The organism is Algoriphagus terrigena DSM 22685, assembly GCF_000429445.1.
Classification (GTDB): domain Bacteria; phylum Bacteroidota; class Bacteroidia; order Cytophagales; family Cyclobacteriaceae; genus Algoriphagus; species Algoriphagus terrigena.
In genome coordinates this window covers 57900-77758 of the sequence record NZ_AUBW01000005.1, presented here as the reverse complement: position 1 = coordinate 77758, position 19859 = coordinate 57900, and the positions used below count along the sequence as shown (strand labels likewise).

The following is a 19859-nucleotide window of genomic DNA, read 5'->3' as shown; positions in this document are numbered from 1 at the left end:
ACCCAAAGTATCCGATTTTTAGTTCTGTAGTAGTGGGCCCGTAAAGGAAAGCAAGTCGAAAACATGGACATCGTAGAAGTGAGCCTGAACATGGCCGAGCTTCAAAACCACACCTTCGAGTATGAAGGAGAAACCTTCGTCAAGTTCAATGTCGCCAAGCTAAAAGAACCTGATCAGTACGGAAAAACCCACACGGTTTACGTTTCTGTCAAAGAACAGGATTCGGATGAATCTTGAAAAAAGCCCTTCGGGGCTTTTTTTTTGGCTGGGAAAATGTTTTCTGCATTTCGTTGTTCAGTTATTCAAACCAAATACTTTAACCTTCTTTCAAGAGTTTGCAATTCCAGATTCAATTCAACCCTTCGATTGAATTGCTTCTCATTTGCAATTCGGGATTTGATCTTTTGAATCTTGCTTTCTAAGTCCTGTGATTCTTTTTTGAATGTGACCAGCTGATCAATTCCCATTTGAAGCTCATTCTCCCCTGATACCGCTAAACATAGCCTCCGGAAAACCTCATCTAAATTCTCTCTCAAATCAAAATGGATTTCAATGGGCTCTGCTGTCCAGGGAGACTCAAAAGTCCAGTCAACCACGGCATTATCCTCATTGGTAGGGTGAGGGTGTTTTTGAGAGATTAGCCTTTTCATGAAAGTCCCAAATGAAAGACTAAAAAGAATCGGGTAGGGGATTGCACGATCTATAATCTTCAAAACCTCATCAATTCCTTCTCGATCTCTGAGGTCGATTTCAAAGCATTGGATTTCTTTTATTTGAACTGACGGTAAGTTGATGGTTTCCCAGGCCAATTTATTCGTCCATCTGATTTTCTCAACCTTTTCAGTAAAGAGTCTTTTCTGTTGGGCAGTACAGTAAGAATCAAAGGCATTTTTGGGGATTACCTTGTTAACTTGGGTTGGCTTGGGTAGTTGACTGATCGGAGTCATTCTACTTCACAATCAAAAATGAAATTAACGCAAAATCCTCAATGCCTTTGATTTTTTCAACCAACGCAGTGGTGCCACCAGCTCTAAACAGGCTTAATACATCTTTTTCCTCTTCGCTTTTTAGAATTGAGCCAATCGCCTTTTTGAGCAAATTGGAATAGTTGGCCATTTCCCGGTAATCTTCCGTCTCGATCGCAAGTTGATCGCATAGTTTCTTGTCAGGAGTGTTTAATCCTTTAGCTAAGGCTCGGAAGTCGTCCAAATTCTTCTTAGCGTCAACATGGTTGTGTATAACTTGACCGTCCTGGGAAATATAAACCATGTAGTAAGGATGGAGCCTGTTCAGTTTGTCGATATTCACGGTTGTATTAATGTTTTTCAAAACAAAGAACACACCTGGAGGTAGATTGAATTTTGAGGCAGCCACTGCATGTAACCCCTGAGGAATACTTTTTAAATCCCCATAGGTTTTGATATAGTTCGATAAATCAATGCGGAAATCATTTAATCCAAGGTCAGTAATACTGACGCCTTCACGCAAATCCTCAAGGTCGATCACTTCCTTCTGGAGCTTTTGAAGTTGAATCTTTCGATACTCCATTTCCTGTTCCTCAACTCTCAATAAGTTATCGTCTCCTGTGCTGGCCATATTGGTTATGGCCATTTTGCTTTCTACGCGCTGCTTAAGGTTGATATAAGAATCCAGGGTGATATCCGGCCAAAAGTTGACCATGGTGATGGTCTTATTCTTAGAACCGATTCGATCTATCCTGCCAAACCGCTGGACGATTCTTACCGGATTCCAGTGGATGTCATAATTGATCATATAGTCACCATCCTGCAGGTTTTGACCTTCTGATATACAATCCGTGGCGATTATGAGATCTATAGAATCCTTTATACCAGGATAAATCAATTCCTTGTTTTTTGAAATGGGACTGAAGCAGGTTAGAAGCGCATTCAATTCTGTTGGGATTCTCTTTGAGGTACAAGCTCTTTTTGAACCGGTGATGATTGAAGTGTTGATTTCAAATTTTTCCAACATGAAATCCTTCAACTCATCATACAAGTAATTTGCAGTATCTGCGAATGCTGTGAAGACAAGTACTTTTTTATTACCCGGGTTGAATGGGGACTCTACTTTGGTAGATATGATATGCTTCAGTTTTTGAAGCTTAGAGTCATTCTTTCCTTTGATTTCAGAAATCTCAAGCAAGAGGCCATCAATTACCGCAAGGTCTTCTCTGAGGTCTTCTCCCCATCTCCTCGTATCCATATCAGCGACATGGATTTTAACCTTCCTGCCAAAGACTTGCTCTTCATCGCCCCAAGCTGATTCCCAATCAAATTCCTCATCACCCCAATTGGCTTCGATGCCGGAATAGGTATCTGATAAATCTCCTTTTTCAATTGCTATTATTCCTGACTGAATTTGATTTCGGATGTTCCGAAGTGTAATTCTGAATGAGTCAACTGAGCTTTCCAGACGTTTCAAAAGATTGATCCGCATGAGCACTTTTAAGCTTGTTTCACGGTCTTTCTGCCTAAGACGACCCGTCCCTACTCTTTGATCATAGCGCTCCTCGTAAAACGGAATTTTGCTTGGTTTGATGTAGTTCATCGGCGAATACACTGAAAGGTTGAGCATTACCAGACTCTCCGCAATTTCCCGATAGGTAATAGATGCATATTGACTCAATGGAACCTGGATGGACTCTGGCTGATTCCTCGCCGGGAATTCTCCAATGTCAGTGGTATCATAATAAGTGGTAATGTGTTTTCTTGATCTGGCAATGGTCAAGCTGTCCAAGACTTCAAAAAAATCAAAGTCAAGCATGCCTAAGAGGACTTCGGTTGTTCTTTCTACATTATCTAACCTGGACCAAGTATTAAAGGCAGTTTGCGCTCTACGGAAGATTTGATCGATTCCTCTTTCAGTATCGAGCTTCCCATCAATCTTTCCTGGATTACCTTCATAGGCTAAGGCAAGTTGATTCTTTAAATCATTGAATCGGTTGTTGACCGGAGTTGCAGATAGCATCAAGACTTTGGTCTCAATACCCTCTTTGACAATTTTCCTAAGGAGTCTTTGATACCGATTTTCTTTATCAATGTTTGGGTTGTTGTTTCGGAAGTTATGTGACTCATCGATGACCACTAGACCATAATTGCCCCAGTTGACTCGCTCCAGATCTCTTCCATTGCTTTCGCCCTTATCTCGACTCAGATCAGTATGAAAAAGTACATCATATCGGAATCGGTCCTTTGCTAAAAAATTGTCCTTGTCATTGTTTCGGTATGTATTCCAGTTTGCTTCAAGTTTTTTAGGACAAAGTACCAGCACATCCTTGTTTCGAAGTTCATAATATTTCATGACTCCCAATGCAGAGAAGGTTTTTCCAAGTCCCACAGAATCTGCAAGGATGCAGCCATTATATTTCTCAAGCTTGTTAATAGCTCCGATCACTGCGTCTTTTTGGAAATTGTACAGCTTGCTCCAGATCAGAGTATCTTTAAATCCTATTTGATCATTAGGTAAGGAATCACTGGATATGTCATCCAGGAAATCATTAAAGATGTTGTAAAGGGTAATGAAGTAGATGAATTCGGGGCTGTTCTCTTTGAAGGCATTTTCAAAGTATTCTTGAACATGTGAGGTAACGTCTTGAAGGCTTTCCTGATTATTCCAAACCTGATTGAACCAGTCCAAGTAGGCCTTGCTTTCTGGCGTGGCTATCTTATGAATTAATGTGGGGAAACCCAGCTTTGGCGTAAATCCTAGGTCAGCGGTGGTAAAGTTGTTAATATTCGTGTATGCTACCCCTTGCCCTTCTTTGTCTTCAGAATGGATCATTCCATAGAGCGGCTGGTTGACTTGAATATTCGACTTGAATTGTACTTTTTCTTTAACCCAAGCAGCACATTCCTTGGCGATGGCACGTTGGGTCAATTCATTCTTGAGTCTGAGTTCAAAATCACCCCCGCATAGATCAGCTTCCTTGAAGATATGAGGGATGTAAAACTGTCTGGATTGCTTTTGAAACTTTTCTTCCACAAATGCCGGTGAGGAAAAAATAAACCTCAATTGCTCAACTCCCCGAAGCTCTTTCTTTAGTGCCTCAAAGGCATAAATTGAAAATGAGGAGGCAGCAATAGCCATTCTACTTCCTCGCTTGATTTCCTGCTTCAGATCGTCTCCAAGACGGGTGGTGATGTTGTCAATAAGGTTCATTACCTGGATTTTCATTTAATTCACTTTTCAGTCGGGAAAGCCAATTTTCATCTAACTTGATTATTGATAATGGGAAAATATTATCACCACCCTTATTGAATACCATGATTTTTGAAAAGTAATTGCCTTTCAATTCAAGAGCCTTAGCTTTATCGAAATTGGAGTCTCCCCATTCTTTTAATATTTGGGCGGGAAGAAAAAATTTAAAATCGATTTTTGAGGTTGCATCATTTTCAGGAAATACTTCCAAAGTCCAACTATTGTAATTAGGACGATGCCAATGAAGTTCTGCTTTATATTTCAAATTCATGTTTGAATCAAAAAGAAGATTTTGATCTTGGACACTGTATAAGAAAATAATCTGTCCATTGTTAAGAATTCCGACATTTGTTCTTTTTGTTAAATAGCCCGAAATTGAAGTTATATCTCCTAAAGGACCTTCTGTTTGGAGTACTTTTAAGGCTCTTTGATATTTAGGGTCATCCAAATCCCCCTCTCTATCTTTTAAAAAAGTATATAAATTCTGAATCTCATCTTGATCAAATGAGTCGATTATTGTTTGGGTAATCAAATTGATTTGAGTAGCGGTAAATGAATCAAAATTTTCATTTATTGAGAATAACGGGATTTTATTGTTAACGGCAAATTCAATAGCTGGTTTAGTAAATTCACCAACCGATGCTACTCCAACTTGATATAAATGTCGGTTTCTGTTTTCAAAAGCAAATTCTGACCTTTTTTTTCTAATTCTCTGATTAAGAAAATCCTTTGTGACAATTTCAAAATTATTTATGTCTTCTCTCAGGCCTGCGGCATTTCTCACTACCTCAAGTTTTATTTTGTCGGCATAAGCTTTGCATTCAAAAATAATTCTCATTGGGTATGAAAATGGAATTTGAATTGGTGGTTCCATAATTACATCTGCATCATGAGCCGCTCCCTTTCCATTTATTTTAAATAAGTCACCATCTTTGAATGTGTAGGGCGGATCCGCAACTACATTAGTGAATCCACAGCTTTTTAAGATGTTTCTAATAATGAATTCAAGAATTGCTCCTTTAATATGCCCTGCTTGCATTTTTTTTTCAATTTATAATCTCCAACATCCTTTCATAACTCGCCACTTTGGCAAACTTAACCTCGGCGCCTGAGATGGCTTTGAAGTGCTCATCAGCACAATGGATTTTTAGCTGCTCGATACCCTTGAGCTCCATTTCTGCTTCGGAACCTTTAGTCTCAGCTACAAAATACACGTACTTGGTTTGCTCTTTGTCAAATACTATAGCCCAGTCCGGACTGAATCGGGCTATTGGAGTTGTGATGTAAAAGCTCTGGGGTAGCTTGGCATAAAGGGTTACCGCCGTGCTCAGTTCCAGGTTCTTGGCAAACTCTGCCTCGGTCTTGGAGTCCGAAATCAGGAAGTCATAGATATGCTTTTTGAGCTGTTCGGACTGCCTTAATGCCTGCTTGTCATTAGTGAAAACTGTCGCGGCATCGTATCGCTCGTCGGTCTTGTGGTACACAATGTTGTGAATGATCAGGCTTGCCTTGACTTCGTTGATCAGGGAACCGCACTTCATGATAAACTCTTCAGGATTCTTCCTGAACATAGCAAACTTGTTAGACTCGATGGCTTTCAGAATTTCCACTATGGTTCTTCGAGTCAGATTGGTCTGCTGAACCAGTTCTCCTACCAAATCATAGGTGGCATTGGTGTAGATATCTTCCCGAATTTTTCCATGTGTTCTGTTGGTATCAGTGAATGCCGAATTTGATTCGACATCAGCTTTTTCTCCACCCTTGAATTCCCCAGTCTTGACTTCATATATCCGGTCTGAGATGTACAGGTCTTTGTTGATCCGGATTTTGGAATCTCTGATTAGCTTTTCGGAGTCAAACTGGACCTCATAGATGCTCTTTATATTGATTTTGTTCCATAGTGCCCGGAACTCTTCCCGGTAATAGTTCTTGTTCACAGCTACAGTCACCATTCCCCGGTCATTCTCCGGCTTCATCACTTCGCTGCTGTACACTGACTTCAGCAGTTTCACGATGTCCTCCTTGAAGGGAATCAGTTCTTCCGGAACAGGAATCTGACTGGCTTCTATTTTTTCTCGGCCTATGGTAGTTATGGAATCATTTTCATCCAAAATGTCCGCCTTGTAGAGTAGCCGGTTAATCTTTCGTGCTTGATCATCATTAATGCGGACTTGAAGGCCTTTGCCGTCTGTGATGAGTTTTCCGATCAGGAATCGTTCGTCTGCTTTAACAGGCCGATCCTTTAGTGTAGCAGCAATTTCATCCTGAAGCCCTTTGGCGAATTTCTCATATGCCTCAGAAGCAATCACGGTAAGTTTATTCAGTTCGTGGACTTCATCACCCACCGTCTCAAAATCCTGCCGAATCCCGTGATCATTGACACAGAGTCGCATCCCTCGGCCCACTTCCTGTCTTCTTCTGACTGTTGAGTCGGACTGCTTGAGCGCACAGATCTGGAATACGTTGGGATTGTCCCAGCCTTCTTTCAAAGCAGAGTGGGAAAAGATAAAGCGCGTAGGTTCTTCAAAGCTCAACAATCGCTCTTTATCCTTCATGATCAAGTCATAGGCGGATATATCATCTGATTCGTCTGAACCTCTTTTTACCGATGGATCGACCATTTTCTTTTTCTTGTCGATCGAGAAGTATCCATTGTGAACCTTGCTGGCATCGTCTCGATTGAGATAGTCCAGGTAATCCGTGGGCATATAGGCCCTGACCTTTCCAGGATCTGTTTCCTGCAGATAGGTGTTGTATTCCTCATTGAAAAGATCCAGGAACTCGCTTCGTTGCAGGTTGTATTCCTCTTCGAAAATCTTGACATATTCCCCCAGTTCCTCATTTCCGTCCTTGTCATACACCCGGTATTTGTCCACCGAGTCAATGAAGAAAAGTGAAAGGACTTTAATACCTTTCTTGAACAGGACTTTTTCCTTTTGCAGGTGGGACTGAATAGTCTCCCGAATTTGAATCCTGCGGAACGTCTTCTCATCTAAATCTCCCACCGCTTCACCAGCCTGTAGGATCATTCCATTAACCGTAATCTGATTTCGGTATCCATCGATATCGGTCAAAATCCAGTTCTTGTACTGAGGCATGCCATCAGATAGATCAAAGAAATTGCCCCCTTTGTCGAGAGCTTGTCTTTTCCGTTTGACTTGACCGCTGGCAGATCGGAGTTCCCATTCGACCACTGCCCGGGGAGGCTTGGAAGTACTGAGCTGAATCTGCTCCAAGTAGAGATAACCAGTTGTCCCAGTGGAACCCTTGATATTGATGCCTTTAACCTGGATTTTCTTGACGAGCTTTTGGTTGTATGCATCCAAAGCATCCAAGCGATAGATCTTGTTGTATTCGTTTTTGTGCGTGGCAGAGTATCGGAGTGTAAACAAGGGGTTAAAATCCTGCATGCTGTCCAGGGTCTTTTCTCCTTCTACAGACTGAGGTTCATCAATGATCAGGATAGGATTCGTCTGGGAGATGATTTCAATCGGCTTCCTGCTGCCAAACTGATCCAGTTCCATGTAGATTCTTCGGGAATCGGCCCCACGGGCGTTGAAAGCCTGGGTATTGATAATCATCACCGAGATCCTTGAATCCGAAGCGAAATTCTCAATGTCCTGGGGTCTGGAGGAATTGTAAATAAATGGGGCGATGCGGTGCCCATAGAGCTCCTGAAAGTGATCCTGTGTGATTTGGAAAGTTTTGTATACCCCTTCCCGAATTGCGATAGATGGAACGATAACGATGAATTTGCTCCAGCCATAATGCTTGTTGAGCTCATACATGGTTCGGATATAGGTATAGGTTTTACCGGTACCAGTCTCCATCTCGATAGTCAGATTGTAGCCCAAATTGCTTTTTGGCTTTTGGAGCTGCGGGATTTCCATAAGATTGTCTTTTCTCTGGATTTCCTGAATATTATCCAAGATCACATCCGGACCGATTTGGATGGTAGCGTTTCGGTAGCCAATATCTTCCATCAAGTCATTTTCAAACTCAATGCCTTTAGTACCCAAGGCAGCTTCCTTGGCTTTTCGGATCAGTTCCTTACTTCGCTCCAAGGTGAAGGTATTGGATTTCAAGGCCTGTCCCTGAAATACATCGACTACTGACTTAACAGCCTGCAGCTGGAAAAATTGTTCTTTGAATTGGAGTTTCATCTACATCAGTTCTAAAATTCTCTTGCCGCTTTCACTGGTAAAATACCTTTGACCGGGATGCGTGTCTTCTTCATGCTCTTTCTGCACCCAGCCAAAATAGATCAAAGGGTCCAAATACCTTTCTCTATTCTTGGTTTGATTACTCAATCCCATACGCCTAAAAAGTTCTGCGCGCTTTTTCTTTTCCAGCAACAGCATAAGCATCTCCTTAACCCGATCATGAACTGAATCATTTATGATCGAAACTCCATCCCGAGCTCCGTTACTTACTCCGATACCAACTCCGTTACCATATTCAATAACATCCTCAATAATATTGAATAAAGGTACTTTAGCTCCGATACTGGCTGTGTTACTTTCGAGACGTCTCGCAGGAAGTGTGACCAGCACATAGGTTTGTTCGTCCGTTTCGAAAGTGGGACTGGGAGAACCGTTTCGTTCCATAGCGTTGTAGATCGTGGGAAAACCAGTACCCCGACCTTCGGTAAGTTTGAGATCCTTCAGAAAATCACCGATTCTCCTGTTTCTATACTCCCGGGCTATGATTCTCTTTTGGGTAGAAAGAACCTGAGCATTCACTGGAGGAACAGGACCTGGATGACTCAAAATCGTCATGCTGTCTGGAAAGATCTGGATCTCTATGGGAGCACCGTGCTCATAGCTTTTATGATAAACCGCATTGGACAAGGCTTCTTCAATGGCTCCAAATGGATAGTTGAAAAACCGTTCCGATTCAGCTTGATCAGCATGCTTGATCACTTGCTCAGATAGGATATAGCTCTTAATAAAAGATAGTGCATCTCTAAGCTGCTCATGCAAAGGTCCTTTGAACGTGGCCTCCCGGAAGTTTTTACCGGAATCATCTCTATGCCAGACCAACTCAATCCAGGCTCTTTCAAAAAAACGCTCCGGATGCTTGCAAAAAAACAGTAACCCTACATTGACTGGCCGGAGGTCTTCGCTGGGCCCTTTGGCAATCAGCATGGCCTTGCATACATCCGGAAACGGCATATATATGCTTTCTTCCAATAATTCGCTTCGTATTTCCTGCAGGTATTCACGGATTAATCCGAAGTCTAAATCATCGAGTCTTGCCCGATTATTTACCCGATCATCAAAAGGTATGCGGGCAGTCAATTCCAATAGCCTTCTTAGGGTGTCTCCTTGGGCTGCAATGCTTCGTGATCCGATCCGCACATAATAGTGTCTCTGACCTTTTTCCCCTAAAGTACGGGGAGCAGAATAGGGTCGATTGTCGCCCCCTGGACACCAAATGACCAAGATATGCTGGCCATCCAATACATAAGGTTGGGTGATCGGAAAATAGTTGGGCTGGATGTTGACAGCCAGTCGAATGATTTCTCCCTGGATGGTGTCCAATTGATTTTGTGGCAGTCCTGCTGGAGGGAGAATGGGTTGTCCTTCTCTTTCTCCTATTCCAACAATGATATATCCCCCTCCCCAATTATGCAGGTCATTGGCAAAGGCACACATGGAATGGATGGTATCCTCCGGGTTCCAGCCTTGCTTGAACTCGAGTCGTTCCCATTCGATGGTGTTTCCATGCACCAGCTCTTCGATATTTACCGGTAGGGCCATATCAGATAACCTTCATCTCCGTTTCCGGACTGAGTTGTTTGAGTAGTTGTTTGACGTTTTCCTTGGCGGTGTCGCTGCGGAAGGAGGCATCGCGGAAGACGATTCGCAGGGGTTTGTCCGTGGCGATTTCCTTCGCAAAGGCCTCATCGATACCCGAGTCGAAGCAGGCCATCAGGGAGTTTCCTGCGACTTGGAAGACCTTCTTTCCGGCCACCGATTTCTGCTCGATCTTCAGGGATAGCGGAAGGCCCCAGTCCAACATCACTTGGACCAAGAGGTCATCGGCAGTACGATCAGGCTTGATATGGTCCGCAAACATATCCAAGGTACCCTGCTGTACATCTTGAGGGCGGTAGTACACATCTTGCATATTACTCTTATCAAGGCGATATACCCGGAATCCATAATCGATATCTGCTTCTGTTTCTTCCTTGATTTTCTTGGCTGCTCGTCTGATTCGTTCCTTACCTATATCACAAATGGTTTTATAGCCAGCTTTGTAGGTATCACTTTTTTCATCTAATAGTTCAGGTAATTGAACTTGAATATATTTCCTGTTTCCGTTGTCAAAAGAATTCAAATCCAACAATGCGTGCGCAGAGGTTGCAGAGCCAGAAAAAAAATCCAAGACTATATCATCATCTTTTAAGTTACAATATTTGAATATTCGCTTTAAATCTTTGTAGTTCTTTGGGTTTTCAAAAACTTTTGAGCCCATTAGTGAGAATAAGTCCATAGTGGCTGTTTGGGCATAACTAAAAGATACTGAAGTCATCACCTGTCCGTCTCCTTCAAATAGATATCTGATTTGACGAGGTAGGGTTAATTCATCTGGCCCAAAGCCTACATTTCCATTCTCTACTTCTTCCCAAAACTTCTCAGGCTTTGAATATCTCCAACCGCCATCAGGTATTTTACATTTTTTCTTTGTTAAAGGGTGAATGACCTCATACTTTGGTCCATTTCCACCGGGCCATGAAATATTTCCGTCGTCTCTGAATGGACCTCTTTCACTTTCGATTTTTGAATATCTTCCGATTTTTTTTGCCTCAGAGTTTTTGTCAAGTTTCCTGAAATACTGCCTCCATTCTTTTTCAATTTCATGCCAATTATCTAAATGTTTATCTCTGAGATTTCTAAAAAAAGTTTTTGCATCGTCTATCCCTTCTTTTTCCTCTCTTAGTATTGTTCCTTTTTCATCCAGTTTACTTTTTTGTCTTGCATAAACAATCATGTATTCATGGCCAATTGAAAAATATCGAGCATCATTTTTCCTGTTTTTGTCAAACACCAAAGTTCCGATGTAATTGATTTCGCCGTATATCTGATCGAGAAGAGATTTTAAATTTGAATACTCAGAATCATCTATACTTATAGTAAAATACCCATCCTCAGTCAATAAATTTCTTGCCAGCTTTAACCTTGGATACATCATACTTAGCCAATCAGAATGATATCTCCCTGAAGTTTCAGGATTAGCCACTAAGCGTTGGTTGTATTCATCTTTTTGCCCACTTTCGAGTAGTTCCTCCTGAGCATCTTTTGAGAAATTATCCTTATAGACAAAGTCTTTTCCTGTATTGTAGGGTGGATCTATGTAGATCATTTTGATCTTGCCCAGGTAGGATTCCTGCAACAGTTTGAGAACTTCCAGGTTGTCTCCCTCGATATAGAGGTTCTCTGTCGTATCGAAGTCCACCGAGTCTTCCCGTACCGGTCGGAGGGTTTTGGTAGTGGGTAGGTTGGCAGTGACGATGGCTTCCTTTTTTCCCGGCCACTCCAGGCGATAGCGCTCTTTTGTTCCCTCTACTACTTGATGGTTTAGCTCTTGACGAAGCAGGTCGAAGTCGATTGACTTGCCTTCAGGATCTTCGGTGACACAGTTAGGAAAAAGTGCGGCAAGTTTCTCTATATTTTGGTTGACCAGATCGGGACTTTGAAGGTCGAGTTTGTCAGACATCGGATATTGGGGTTATTCGGAACAGGGGTTTGGAAGGGGAATATATAGAAAACCCGTGAAGCAGGAAAAGCCATTTCTATGAAAATTAGGGAATTCGTTGGAAGAGAGATGTAAAAATTCTTATAATTAGCATGAAATACATTTTTCATAAGCTCAATTTTTGAATGCCACCGGATCAGGACAATCTATTTGAGAAGATTTTGGAATTAGCCCTCAAGGACAAGTTGGTGCTGGGCGGGGGCGGGGTTGTCGGGAGAGGCTGGAATGAAGTTCTTGTCCTTTAATGTTTTTTCGACGGCATATAACTATTCAATCAAACCAGTCCATTATGGAAATTAAAGACATTAGAGAGTTTGTACTTGCATCCCCATCAAAGGATTGGTATGAAAATGTGGAATATTCTTTCCCATTCCGATGTTCCTTGGGGACAGTCAAAAAGAAGGGGTTGTTATCAATTTTTGAATTTGTTGAGAAGCAAATTAAAGGTTTCAATTCTATTGGGAAAGAATTGCCCAGTGTTCTCAACTGGTCCAAAGATTATTTTTCGGGCTTAAAAAAGGAACTTCTGGAATTTGTCAGAAATAACCATTCTACCAAGAACCAATTAGCGCATTCCTGGCCGAGCGTTGGAAATAGATACCAAAGGGAAATTGGAAATCTTTTGAACTTTGACAGTCCTGAGACCAAGTTTCTGGTTGAACTCAACAAGATCTTTCCCGGAATGTTACAGGGGGCATTTTATTATTTTACAGGTCAGGAAATTCCAAAGGATAAGCAAGGGTTTGCAGGAGCACTTAAGGCTTATGAATTCTCATTAGACGGAGGATCCAAGATTTCCAGACCTCCCGCTGAGAAAGGAACTTTATCAAAATTGTCCCTACAAATAGAGGATGCAATTGATCAATCTCAAAAAGTATTATTAGATCATCTGGCTAAATCAAAGACGAAGTCAGATGAATTTTCAACTCAAATCGATGAACTGAAAAAAAATAAGGAAGACCTTTTTAAAGAATGGTTTGATAAGTCCACGAAGGAGTTTAGGGGTTTGTCAGATTCAATGGATACAAGAAGAAAGGAACTTGAAAAAACTTATAATGAAATATTTTTTCTTAAAGAGCCAGCAAAGTATTGGAAAGATAGAGCTGATGAATTAGGCGTTGAGGGGAAGAGTTATTTGAAGCTTCTTTACACGTTGATTGGAATAGGAGCAGTATCACTTTTTATTTTGCTATGGCAGATTCCAGATGGGATGCTTCTAAATATTTTTAAGGGTGAGGCCAGTGCAATCAAGTGGACGATTGTCTATGTCACTTTTATCTCCTTTCTGGCATTTGGTATCAAGACCCTGTCAAAACTTGCTTATAGCACCTACCATCTAAAACGAGATGCCGAAGAGCGGCATCAGCTTACCTATGTGTATTTGTCTTTGGTGAATGACAAAAAGATAGACGAGAAAGACCGGCAGCTGGTACTTCAATCTCTGTTTAGCCGGGCGGATACAGGCTTGCTGAAGGACGATTCATCACCGACCATGCCGGGTTTGATAGATTCAGTTTTTCGTTCGGGAGGTAAAGGTTAAGGGATTTGTAATTAAAGGAAAATCCGATGTATATGTCGGAGTGAAATATACCCCAAAAGATTACTTATGGCAGTATTTTATCCAAATTTAGAAACGATCAAGAAGTTACGGCAAAAACCGACTGAAGGCGAGCTGCATGCGCTTGATGTTTTGGGAAAAGCGTTGTCTGATGAATATGAAGTGTTTTTCCAACCCTTCATCAATGGTGATATTCCTGACATAGTCGTAATGCGAAAAGGAGGAGGTGTGATTATCGTTGAGGTCAAAGATTGGGATTTGAGGCATTATACGATTGATGAAAAAAGAAATTGGCATGTGAATGTCGGAGGTAGAGATCGACACCCGATAAAATCTCCAGTCAAACAAGTGCTCAATTACAAAGAGAATTTGTTTAACCTACATGTAGAAGGCTTGTTGGAAAAGCAGATTCAGAATTTCAAGATGCTCAATATCGTAAATTGTGTAGTCTATTTTCACAATGCTTCTACTCAGGAATTAAATGATTTTGTCAAGACCAAGTTTCAAAAAGATGAAAGAGACTCTCAGCACTGGAATAAGTACTTAGGATACTTGTCATACTTTGATCTGTTGGGTATAAACACTTTTACAGAGGGTAACATCCAATCAATAATGGAGAAAAGATGGGTGTCGAAGAAGTCCTATCTTTTTGATCAGGAATTGTACGAGAGTTTCAAAAGATGTTTTTCACCCTCAACCCATACTTCGGAACAGGGAATTAGAATAACCTATTCTAAGGAACAAGAAAAGATCATCGAATCAAGGGCTGGATCATGGCAAAAAGTAAAAGGTGTAGCTGGAAGCGGTAAGACGTTATGCCTTGCTAAAAGGGCAGTAAATGCCCATTTAAGGCATGGTGGAAACGTTTTAATTCTGACTTTCAATATCACCCTTCGGAATTATATTCGAGATAAGATCAGTGAAGTGAGAGAAGGATTTGATTGGAAATATTTTCACATCATCCATTACCATCAGTTTTTTTCCAACATGGCCAATAACCATAGCCGCCCAATTTTATCCTTCGACTCATGGGAGAATACTTCATTCTTTGAAATAGTAAAGGATGCAATTGATCAATATGACACCATCCTCGTAGATGAAATTCAAGATTATCAAAAGCCTTGGGTGGAGTTAGTTCTCAAATACTTTTTAAATGCTGAGAGTAGTGAATATGTCGCCTATGGAGATGAAAAGCAGAATATCTACCAAAGAGTATTCGATGATCAAGAGAAGAAACCTTTCACTAAAATCGGCGGTCAATGGAATCTATTGAAAAAATCGTATAGAGTTTCTAATAAAATTGGACGGCTTGCAGAACTATTTCAGAAACACTTCTTCGATGGGAGGTATGAATTTGATGAAATACTGACTCAAGGTGATTTGTTTGATCAGTCGGAGATTGGCTATCATAATTTTCAGGCATTTAGCGCTGATGAAATATTCAGAATCTATAGAAAAGTAGCCAAGAAATACGGTTTACATGACAATGATATTTGCATTCAATCGGCATCAGTTGAACCTCTCAGACTTATAGATGAACATATTTCCACGACATCGAGTCAGAAGACAAATACCATGTTTGAATCGCAAGAAACCTACCTTGAGATTCTAAAAAACAGAAAGCTTTCGAATGAACAATTCAAAAAGGATTACAAGGCCATTCGAAAGAAAATGAAAGAAGGTGAATCTATAAATGACGAAGAAGAAAAGATTCTGAAAAATGTCAAATTGGTTAAAAATGACATCTACAAGGTGCGAAGAAGCAAGAAATTTAATTACTGGGATAATCGTGGTTTATTGAAACTTTCTACAGTCCACAGTTTTAAAGGATGGGAGGTGGATACACTAATTTTATTGATCACAAACGACGAAGAATCTAGCGGCTTGAATGAAGAATCAATAGATCCCGCATCAGAAAGTGATGAAGGTTTTAACTCAGAGGAATTAATTTATACTGCCATCACCAGATGTCGGAAAAATTTATTTGTTGTCAATTTTGGAAACCAGGCATTTGATTCATTTTTCACCAAGCATATTCATCAATTTCAATAAATACGACCATGGTTAATCAAGAACAGCGGGCCTGCCTCGCTTGGGATGCACTATTAGTTGCCGTCAATGAAAGGCGAATTTATACATATACTGAGCTTGGGAGGCTAATTGGAGTATATCATAGGAAGCTTGGTCCTGTGTTGGGGTTGATTCAAGAATATTGCAATTCGGAAAATTTGCCTCCTTTGACAATACTTGTGAGAAATTACAAAGGTGGAGTTGGCGCAGGGTTTTACTATTATGGAGTGGATTCTATCGAAGAGGGAGAGAAGAAGGTATATGGATGGAATTGGTTGTTACATGAGAACCCGTTTGAATTTGCCAGAGGAGGAGAGTCAAGTCATTCTTTGGTTGAGAAACTCTTGGAATATCCAGAAAATAGTAGCGAAGTCTATGTAAAAGTTAAATCTCGCGGAATAGCTCAACTTGTATTCAGGAGGGCTGTAATGAAAGCGTATGCTGGGAAATGTGCATTCTGCAAAATATCATGGCCAGGGCTACTTCAAGCATCACATATAAAGCCTTGGGTTGCATGTAGTAGTAAAGAGAGAATTGATGTGAGAAATGGAATACTTCTCTGCGCCAATCATCATTTGCTTTATGATACAGGAATTCTCTCGGTGAATAATGAGTACAAAATATCGTACTTAGATCCTGATGAAGAAATGAAGCCCTACAGTAAAATGGATCGAGCATTAACAAGTTCACTGCATGAAAAGAAGATGAACCTTCCTGAGGATAAATATCATTGGCCTATGGTGGAGTATTTGGATTATAGGTAATTACGTGACTTACTAGGGTCTGTATTTTAAACAGTGTTGATAATCAACCTATTATTTATTCAAAATTCTACCGGCAATTGTTTAACTCTTGTAAAATCACTTGAAAAATTGTATCTTAAGACACCGGAACTTTTTAATAATCTCGTATTCAGTCGAGGTTTCAACTGATCTTTTGTTTCGAAATAGCTGAAAAGTTTAATTAGAAATCATGTAGAAAAGAGCTCTGAAATTTGACCAATTTTGTATTGGTTGTCTTCAGAAATGATTAATTGATTGGATTTGGTCTCAATTAACCCGATAGAGCGCCAACACACAGTTGATATTTCCTTGGTAACCTGAATATCCTACTTCAAAGGATTCCATTCTTAAATGGAGTTGATCAAAACTTTTCAAGTAATCAATCCTTCCATCCTGCTTTTCTCTAAATTGATCGACGACAGCCACAAAGAATTTATGATAGCTATGCGAATCCTCGTTTGGCAGTGACTGAAGTTTTTTGATGTCTTTTTCATAGGAATTCCAGGTGTCAGCTATTTTAAACTCAAAAACAACCGATTCAGAATCATTTTCAAAGATTAGGTCACATGGTCCGCCATTGCCAAGGTTTTTTTCTCTGACCCATTTCAGTTCATTGGTTCCAAAAATTTCTTTTCGGTGTATGTAGATTTTTTTTCCTACCTCGAATGCCAAATGAAGTTCAGGAACAAAGAAAATTCCTGTTTCATTGATTGAAGCAAGCTCGTTTTCTATCGACCTGGCAACTCCTTGAATAGTTTGGAACAATAATTCCGGATTGATTTTGATTGATTTGTTCATCTTGAAAATTGTAATTTTTGTTTGACAAAATTCTCTGCCTTCTTCCTTACCATCTCCCTTAACCGCTCTGGTTCTTCTACTTTGACTTCGTCTCCATGGGAAAGTATCACGGAGATCAGTTCGTAGTTGATTTTTACCCGAAGTCTAATTTTTAGGGTATTTCCATCATTAACAAGTATTTCCTGAGTTGGATGGAGGGGCATGGATTGGATATAGCGGCCCTTGAATTCAGTGAATGTGAGGATGACAGTTTCTACCGGTTCGTTGGGATCGTTGATGATGCCAATGGTTTCCAGAAAGCGGCATTCGAGGTCAGGTGATTTGGGAAGTTTTACTTTTCCCGAGATAGGCATCAAAGTCTTGATCCGGTCAAGCCCATAGAATCGGAGTTCATCCTTTTCATTCCAGGCCATCACATACCAACGATGCAGGTATTCTTTGAGTGCAATGGGCCGCAGCTGCCGGGTTTCCGTTTCCCAAAGCCAGAACTTCTCATACTCGATCTGAATCGCTTCCTGATTTTCAATCGCATCCAGAATAGGTCTGAGGTACTCCGTGCCTCGGGCCAAGCGCTTTTCAAAAAACACACTGCCACTCAGTTTATTAGCTCGACCAAACGCCTGAATGGTTTCAAAGGACTCCAGAAGTTCCATGTGGTCCTCTGAGCTTTCTTCTTCCTTCAGCGTGTATTTGGCGGGTTTGAAGTCAAACTCGATCACCAAGCCAAACAGCTGTTGGATTTCCTTTAAGTCTCGGTTGAGCGTCCGTTTGGAGATAAGGAGATTGAGGTCACTGCCAACAGATCTCCGTTCTAGATGGCGTTCCAATTCGTCCCATTCAAACGGGCCTTTTTTGGCGAGTTTGATGATTTCCAGTTGTCGATATAGGGAAGTGAGTTTGCTCATAGCAGAAAATTCTTCTTCAAAGAAAGCGCGAGGGTTTGCCAAAAGATGGCTGAGGGTAGGAAGATAGAAAAAACTTTTAGCTCGGGCGGCTTTTGGCAGAGGTGCCGAATTTCTTTGGAGGTATGAATGATATGATTCAATTCTCCATGGCCCGAAAGGCATTGAAAAAACTTCACCCTTCATGGCTGCTTTTCATCGATGAGGTGATGGATCTGCTGCAACCCTTTTGGCTGGGTATCCAGTCCCGGGAGGAGGTGCACTTTATCCACCTGATTGGGTACGGGAAAAGGCAAAAAGCAAGGGAAATCCTGACTGATCTACTGGAGCTGCTGGACTGGCAAAGTGAATCCATCATTCTATGGGAAAATTGGGATAACAATGCACCTTCTTCAAAGGCTCAGGTTCAGGCTTTTCAGGAATCCTATCTTGTTTTCCCAAAGGTCGTGTTGACTGATTTTTTCCATGACTTCTTCTTGGAATCCAATTTATGCAGGGAAGGGCAACGGGTACAAAAATTTCTCAGGGAGCGGAAAAAGCTCGATATCTCCCAACTCGAAATCAGCCCCTCAGATGCGCGGGGAAGCTTGATAATTAGCTTCCTGGATTGTTTTGGAGATTGTGATTTCGTAAGGACCCGGCTCATGTTCCAGTTTCTGTGGAGCCAGCAAGAAAGTCACTTGGACCGAATCAGGAAGAGTTATGTGCCAGTAGAACTACAGGGATTAATGGAGCAAGACTATCTGCGAAAAGAGGAGCTGGTATTCTTTTCCAAAGATGAGCCTATCCACATCTTACTGGCGATCGAACTCCAAAGGGTTACACAGGCTCTGGAGGAAATGGGATCTAAAATGCTTGGCACACAGGTCAAATTAACTCTCAATGCGATGGATTACTTCCTGGCCTATATTTTTTACAAAAGACTCAGCAATGTACAACTCCAACGTGCCGCCATAGATTTCTTTCTTCCGGTATTCAGGCAGCATCCAAGAACGACCCAAAAAGTACCCATCCAACCCAATTTCATCCAGCTCGATTTCCGGGGTGGATGGAAGTTTACAGCCATCACCCATCAATCAATCATCCAATGAAAAGACGAACCTTTCTCAAAACGTTTCCGGTCTTCGCAGCGACGCCTTTGGCCATGGCGGCAATCCCAGCTTCATCCCCCGCCCATTCACGGCATCTGATTGCCTTGGGAACGGCTGCATGCCGATCGGTGGCAAAAGACGGGGAGAAGCTAAATTTTGATTCTTTTACGCTGATAGATGGTGAATTACCAAGTCAAGTGAATGTTCACGCGAAGTTTTTCCGGTTCATCCCTCCAGAATACCTCTATGAGCCTTATGAACATGTGCGTTTTCTGAAGAAGGAACCTTTGCCTATTCTTCCAATTCCCCAAGACATCGAGACGCATCTCAGGACTTTGGAAGGGGAGTTGGTATTCCTTGCAGGCTTGGGAAGAGCGACCGGCACCTTGCTTTTTCAGTCCCTTGGCCTCCATTATCGAACCCATACGCAGGGATTGGAATGGCTTGCCACCATGCCCTTTTACTTTGAAGGAATATACAGTCGCAAAAATGCGGATCAAGCTATCTATGTTTTGGCTGATAATCGCCGTGAACCCACTTCCCACTGCTTGGATGAAATACGCCATCGATATGGGAATCTCGCTCTTAGGAGTGCTTATGAAAAGGCAGATGAGTGGATAGTCTCGGAGTTAAATGAGATTTGATGTTTTCTTTGGAGTTAATAGTAATTAAAAGCATC

The 19859-nt window shown here is 41.3% G+C and carries 14 protein-coding genes; 6 read left to right on the top strand and 8 right to left on the bottom strand.

Annotation, left to right across the window (positions count from 1 at the left end; translation table 11 throughout):
* Positions 1–63 precede the first annotated feature (63 nt).
* Complete coding sequence (locus tag G459_RS30130) at positions 64–237, top strand: hypothetical protein (RefSeq protein WP_169724997.1); 174 nt, start codon at positions 64–66, stop codon at positions 235–237.
* A 65-nt stretch (positions 238–302) separates the two neighbouring features.
* On the opposite strand, the gene G459_RS30615 is transcribed toward G459_RS30130, so the two are convergent.
* Genes G459_RS30615 through G459_RS0104395 form a run of 6 tightly spaced genes read right to left on the bottom strand, consistent with a single transcriptional unit; the run spans position 303 to position 11940 of the window.
* On the bottom strand, positions 303–947 hold the full coding sequence (locus tag G459_RS30615) for a DUF4391 domain-containing protein (RefSeq protein WP_026966555.1): 645 nt from the start codon (positions 945–947) through the stop codon (positions 303–305).
* A 1-nt stretch (position 948) separates the two neighbouring features.
* The gene (locus G459_RS0104415; RefSeq protein WP_245588126.1) at positions 949–4107 is read right to left on the bottom strand and encodes a helicase-related protein; all 3159 of its coding nucleotides are present in this window, start codon (positions 4105–4107) and stop codon (positions 949–951) included.
* A gap of 58 nt (positions 4108–4165) precedes the next feature.
* Positions 4166–5257 carry a hypothetical protein gene (locus G459_RS0104410; RefSeq protein WP_026966553.1) on the bottom strand — a complete coding sequence of 364 codons (1092 nt, stop codon included), beginning with the start codon at positions 5255–5257 and terminating at the stop codon, positions 4166–4168.
* 7 nt (positions 5258–5264) lie between these two features.
* On the bottom strand, positions 5265–8381 hold the full coding sequence (locus tag G459_RS0104405; protein ID WP_026966552.1) for a type III restriction-modification system endonuclease: 3117 nt from the start codon (positions 8379–8381) through the stop codon (positions 5265–5267).
* On the bottom strand, positions 8382–9980 hold the full coding sequence (locus G459_RS0104400; protein ID WP_026966551.1) for an RNA-binding domain-containing protein: 1599 nt from the start codon (positions 9978–9980) through the stop codon (positions 8382–8384).
* A gap of 1 nt (position 9981) precedes the next feature.
* On the bottom strand, positions 9982–11940 hold the full coding sequence (locus G459_RS0104395; RefSeq protein ID WP_026966550.1) for a site-specific DNA-methyltransferase: 1959 nt from the start codon (positions 11938–11940) through the stop codon (positions 9982–9984).
* 328 nt (positions 11941–12268) lie between these two features.
* Here G459_RS0104395 and G459_RS28810 point away from each other — a divergent pair, with 328 nt between their 5' ends.
* From G459_RS28810 to G459_RS28805, 3 genes are all read left to right on the top strand, one after another.
* On the top strand, positions 12269–13519 hold the full coding sequence (locus tag G459_RS28810; protein ID WP_051315065.1) for a DUF6161 domain-containing protein: 1251 nt from the start codon (positions 12269–12271) through the stop codon (positions 13517–13519).
* Between the two features lie 66 nt (positions 13520–13585).
* A complete protein-coding gene (locus G459_RS0104380) occupies positions 13586–15589 on the top strand; it encodes a nuclease-related domain-containing DEAD/DEAH box helicase (RefSeq protein ID WP_026966549.1) in 2004 nt (667 codons plus the stop codon).
* Between the two features lie 8 nt (positions 15590–15597).
* A complete protein-coding gene (locus G459_RS28805) occupies positions 15598–16371 on the top strand; it encodes an HNH endonuclease (RefSeq protein ID WP_026966548.1) in 774 nt (257 codons plus the stop codon).
* 285 nt (positions 16372–16656) lie between these two features.
* Here G459_RS28805 and G459_RS0104370 read toward each other — a convergent pair whose 3' ends face one another.
* Positions 16657–17187 carry a hypothetical protein gene (locus G459_RS0104370; protein WP_026966547.1) on the bottom strand — a complete coding sequence of 177 codons (531 nt, stop codon included), beginning with the start codon at positions 17185–17187 and terminating at the stop codon, positions 16657–16659.
* Complete coding sequence (locus G459_RS0104365; protein WP_084454354.1) at positions 17184–18092, bottom strand: helix-turn-helix transcriptional regulator; 909 nt, start codon at positions 18090–18092, stop codon at positions 17184–17186. The genes G459_RS0104370 and G459_RS0104365 overlap by 4 nt, the downstream gene beginning before the upstream one ends.
* A gap of 122 nt (positions 18093–18214) precedes the next feature.
* Between G459_RS0104365 and G459_RS0104360 the strand changes: the two genes are divergently transcribed.
* Complete coding sequence (locus G459_RS0104360; RefSeq protein ID WP_157373274.1) at positions 18215–19180, top strand: hypothetical protein; 966 nt, start codon at positions 18215–18217, stop codon at positions 19178–19180.
* Positions 19177–19824 carry an FtsZ/tubulin family protein gene (locus G459_RS0104355; protein ID WP_026966544.1) on the top strand — a complete coding sequence of 216 codons (648 nt, stop codon included), beginning with the start codon at positions 19177–19179 and terminating at the stop codon, positions 19822–19824. The genes G459_RS0104360 and G459_RS0104355 overlap by 4 nt, the downstream gene beginning before the upstream one ends.
* The last annotated feature ends 35 nt before the right edge of the window (positions 19825–19859 follow it).

Coding starts and splice junctions, on each gene's coding strand:
- G459_RS0104365 (WP_084454354.1), bottom strand. CDS start 18,092: ATGAGCAAACTCACTTCCCTATATCGACAACTGGAAATCATCAAACTC.
- G459_RS0104380 (WP_026966549.1), top strand. CDS start 13,586: ATGGCAGTATTTTATCCAAATTTAGAAACGATCAAGAAGTTACGGCAA.
- G459_RS0104395 (WP_026966550.1), bottom strand. CDS start 11,940: ATGTCTGACAAACTCGACCTTCAAAGTCCCGATCTGGTCAACCAAAAT.
- G459_RS0104400 (WP_026966551.1), bottom strand. CDS start 9,980: ATGGCCCTACCGGTAAATATCGAAGAGCTGGTGCATGGAAACACCATC.
- G459_RS0104355 (WP_026966544.1), top strand. CDS start 19,177: ATGAAAAGACGAACCTTTCTCAAAACGTTTCCGGTCTTCGCAGCGACG.
- G459_RS30130 (WP_169724997.1), top strand. CDS start 64: ATGGACATCGTAGAAGTGAGCCTGAACATGGCCGAGCTTCAAAACCAC.
- G459_RS28810 (WP_051315065.1), top strand. CDS start 12,269: ATGGAAATTAAAGACATTAGAGAGTTTGTACTTGCATCCCCATCAAAG.
- G459_RS0104415 (WP_245588126.1), bottom strand. CDS start 4,107: ATGGCTATTGCTGCCTCCTCATTTTCAATTTATGCCTTTGAGGCACTA.
- G459_RS0104410 (WP_026966553.1), bottom strand. CDS start 5,257: ATGCAAGCAGGGCATATTAAAGGAGCAATTCTTGAATTCATTATTAGA.
- G459_RS28805 (WP_026966548.1), top strand. CDS start 15,598: ATGGTTAATCAAGAACAGCGGGCCTGCCTCGCTTGGGATGCACTATTA.
- G459_RS0104370 (WP_026966547.1), bottom strand. CDS start 17,187: ATGAACAAATCAATCAAAATCAATCCGGAATTATTGTTCCAAACTATT.
- G459_RS30615 (WP_026966555.1), bottom strand. CDS start 947: ATGACTCCGATCAGTCAACTACCCAAGCCAACCCAAGTTAACAAGGTA.
- G459_RS0104360 (WP_157373274.1), top strand. CDS start 18,215: ATGAATGATATGATTCAATTCTCCATGGCCCGAAAGGCATTGAAAAAA.
- G459_RS0104405 (WP_026966552.1), bottom strand. CDS start 8,381: ATGAAACTCCAATTCAAAGAACAATTTTTCCAGCTGCAGGCTGTTAAG.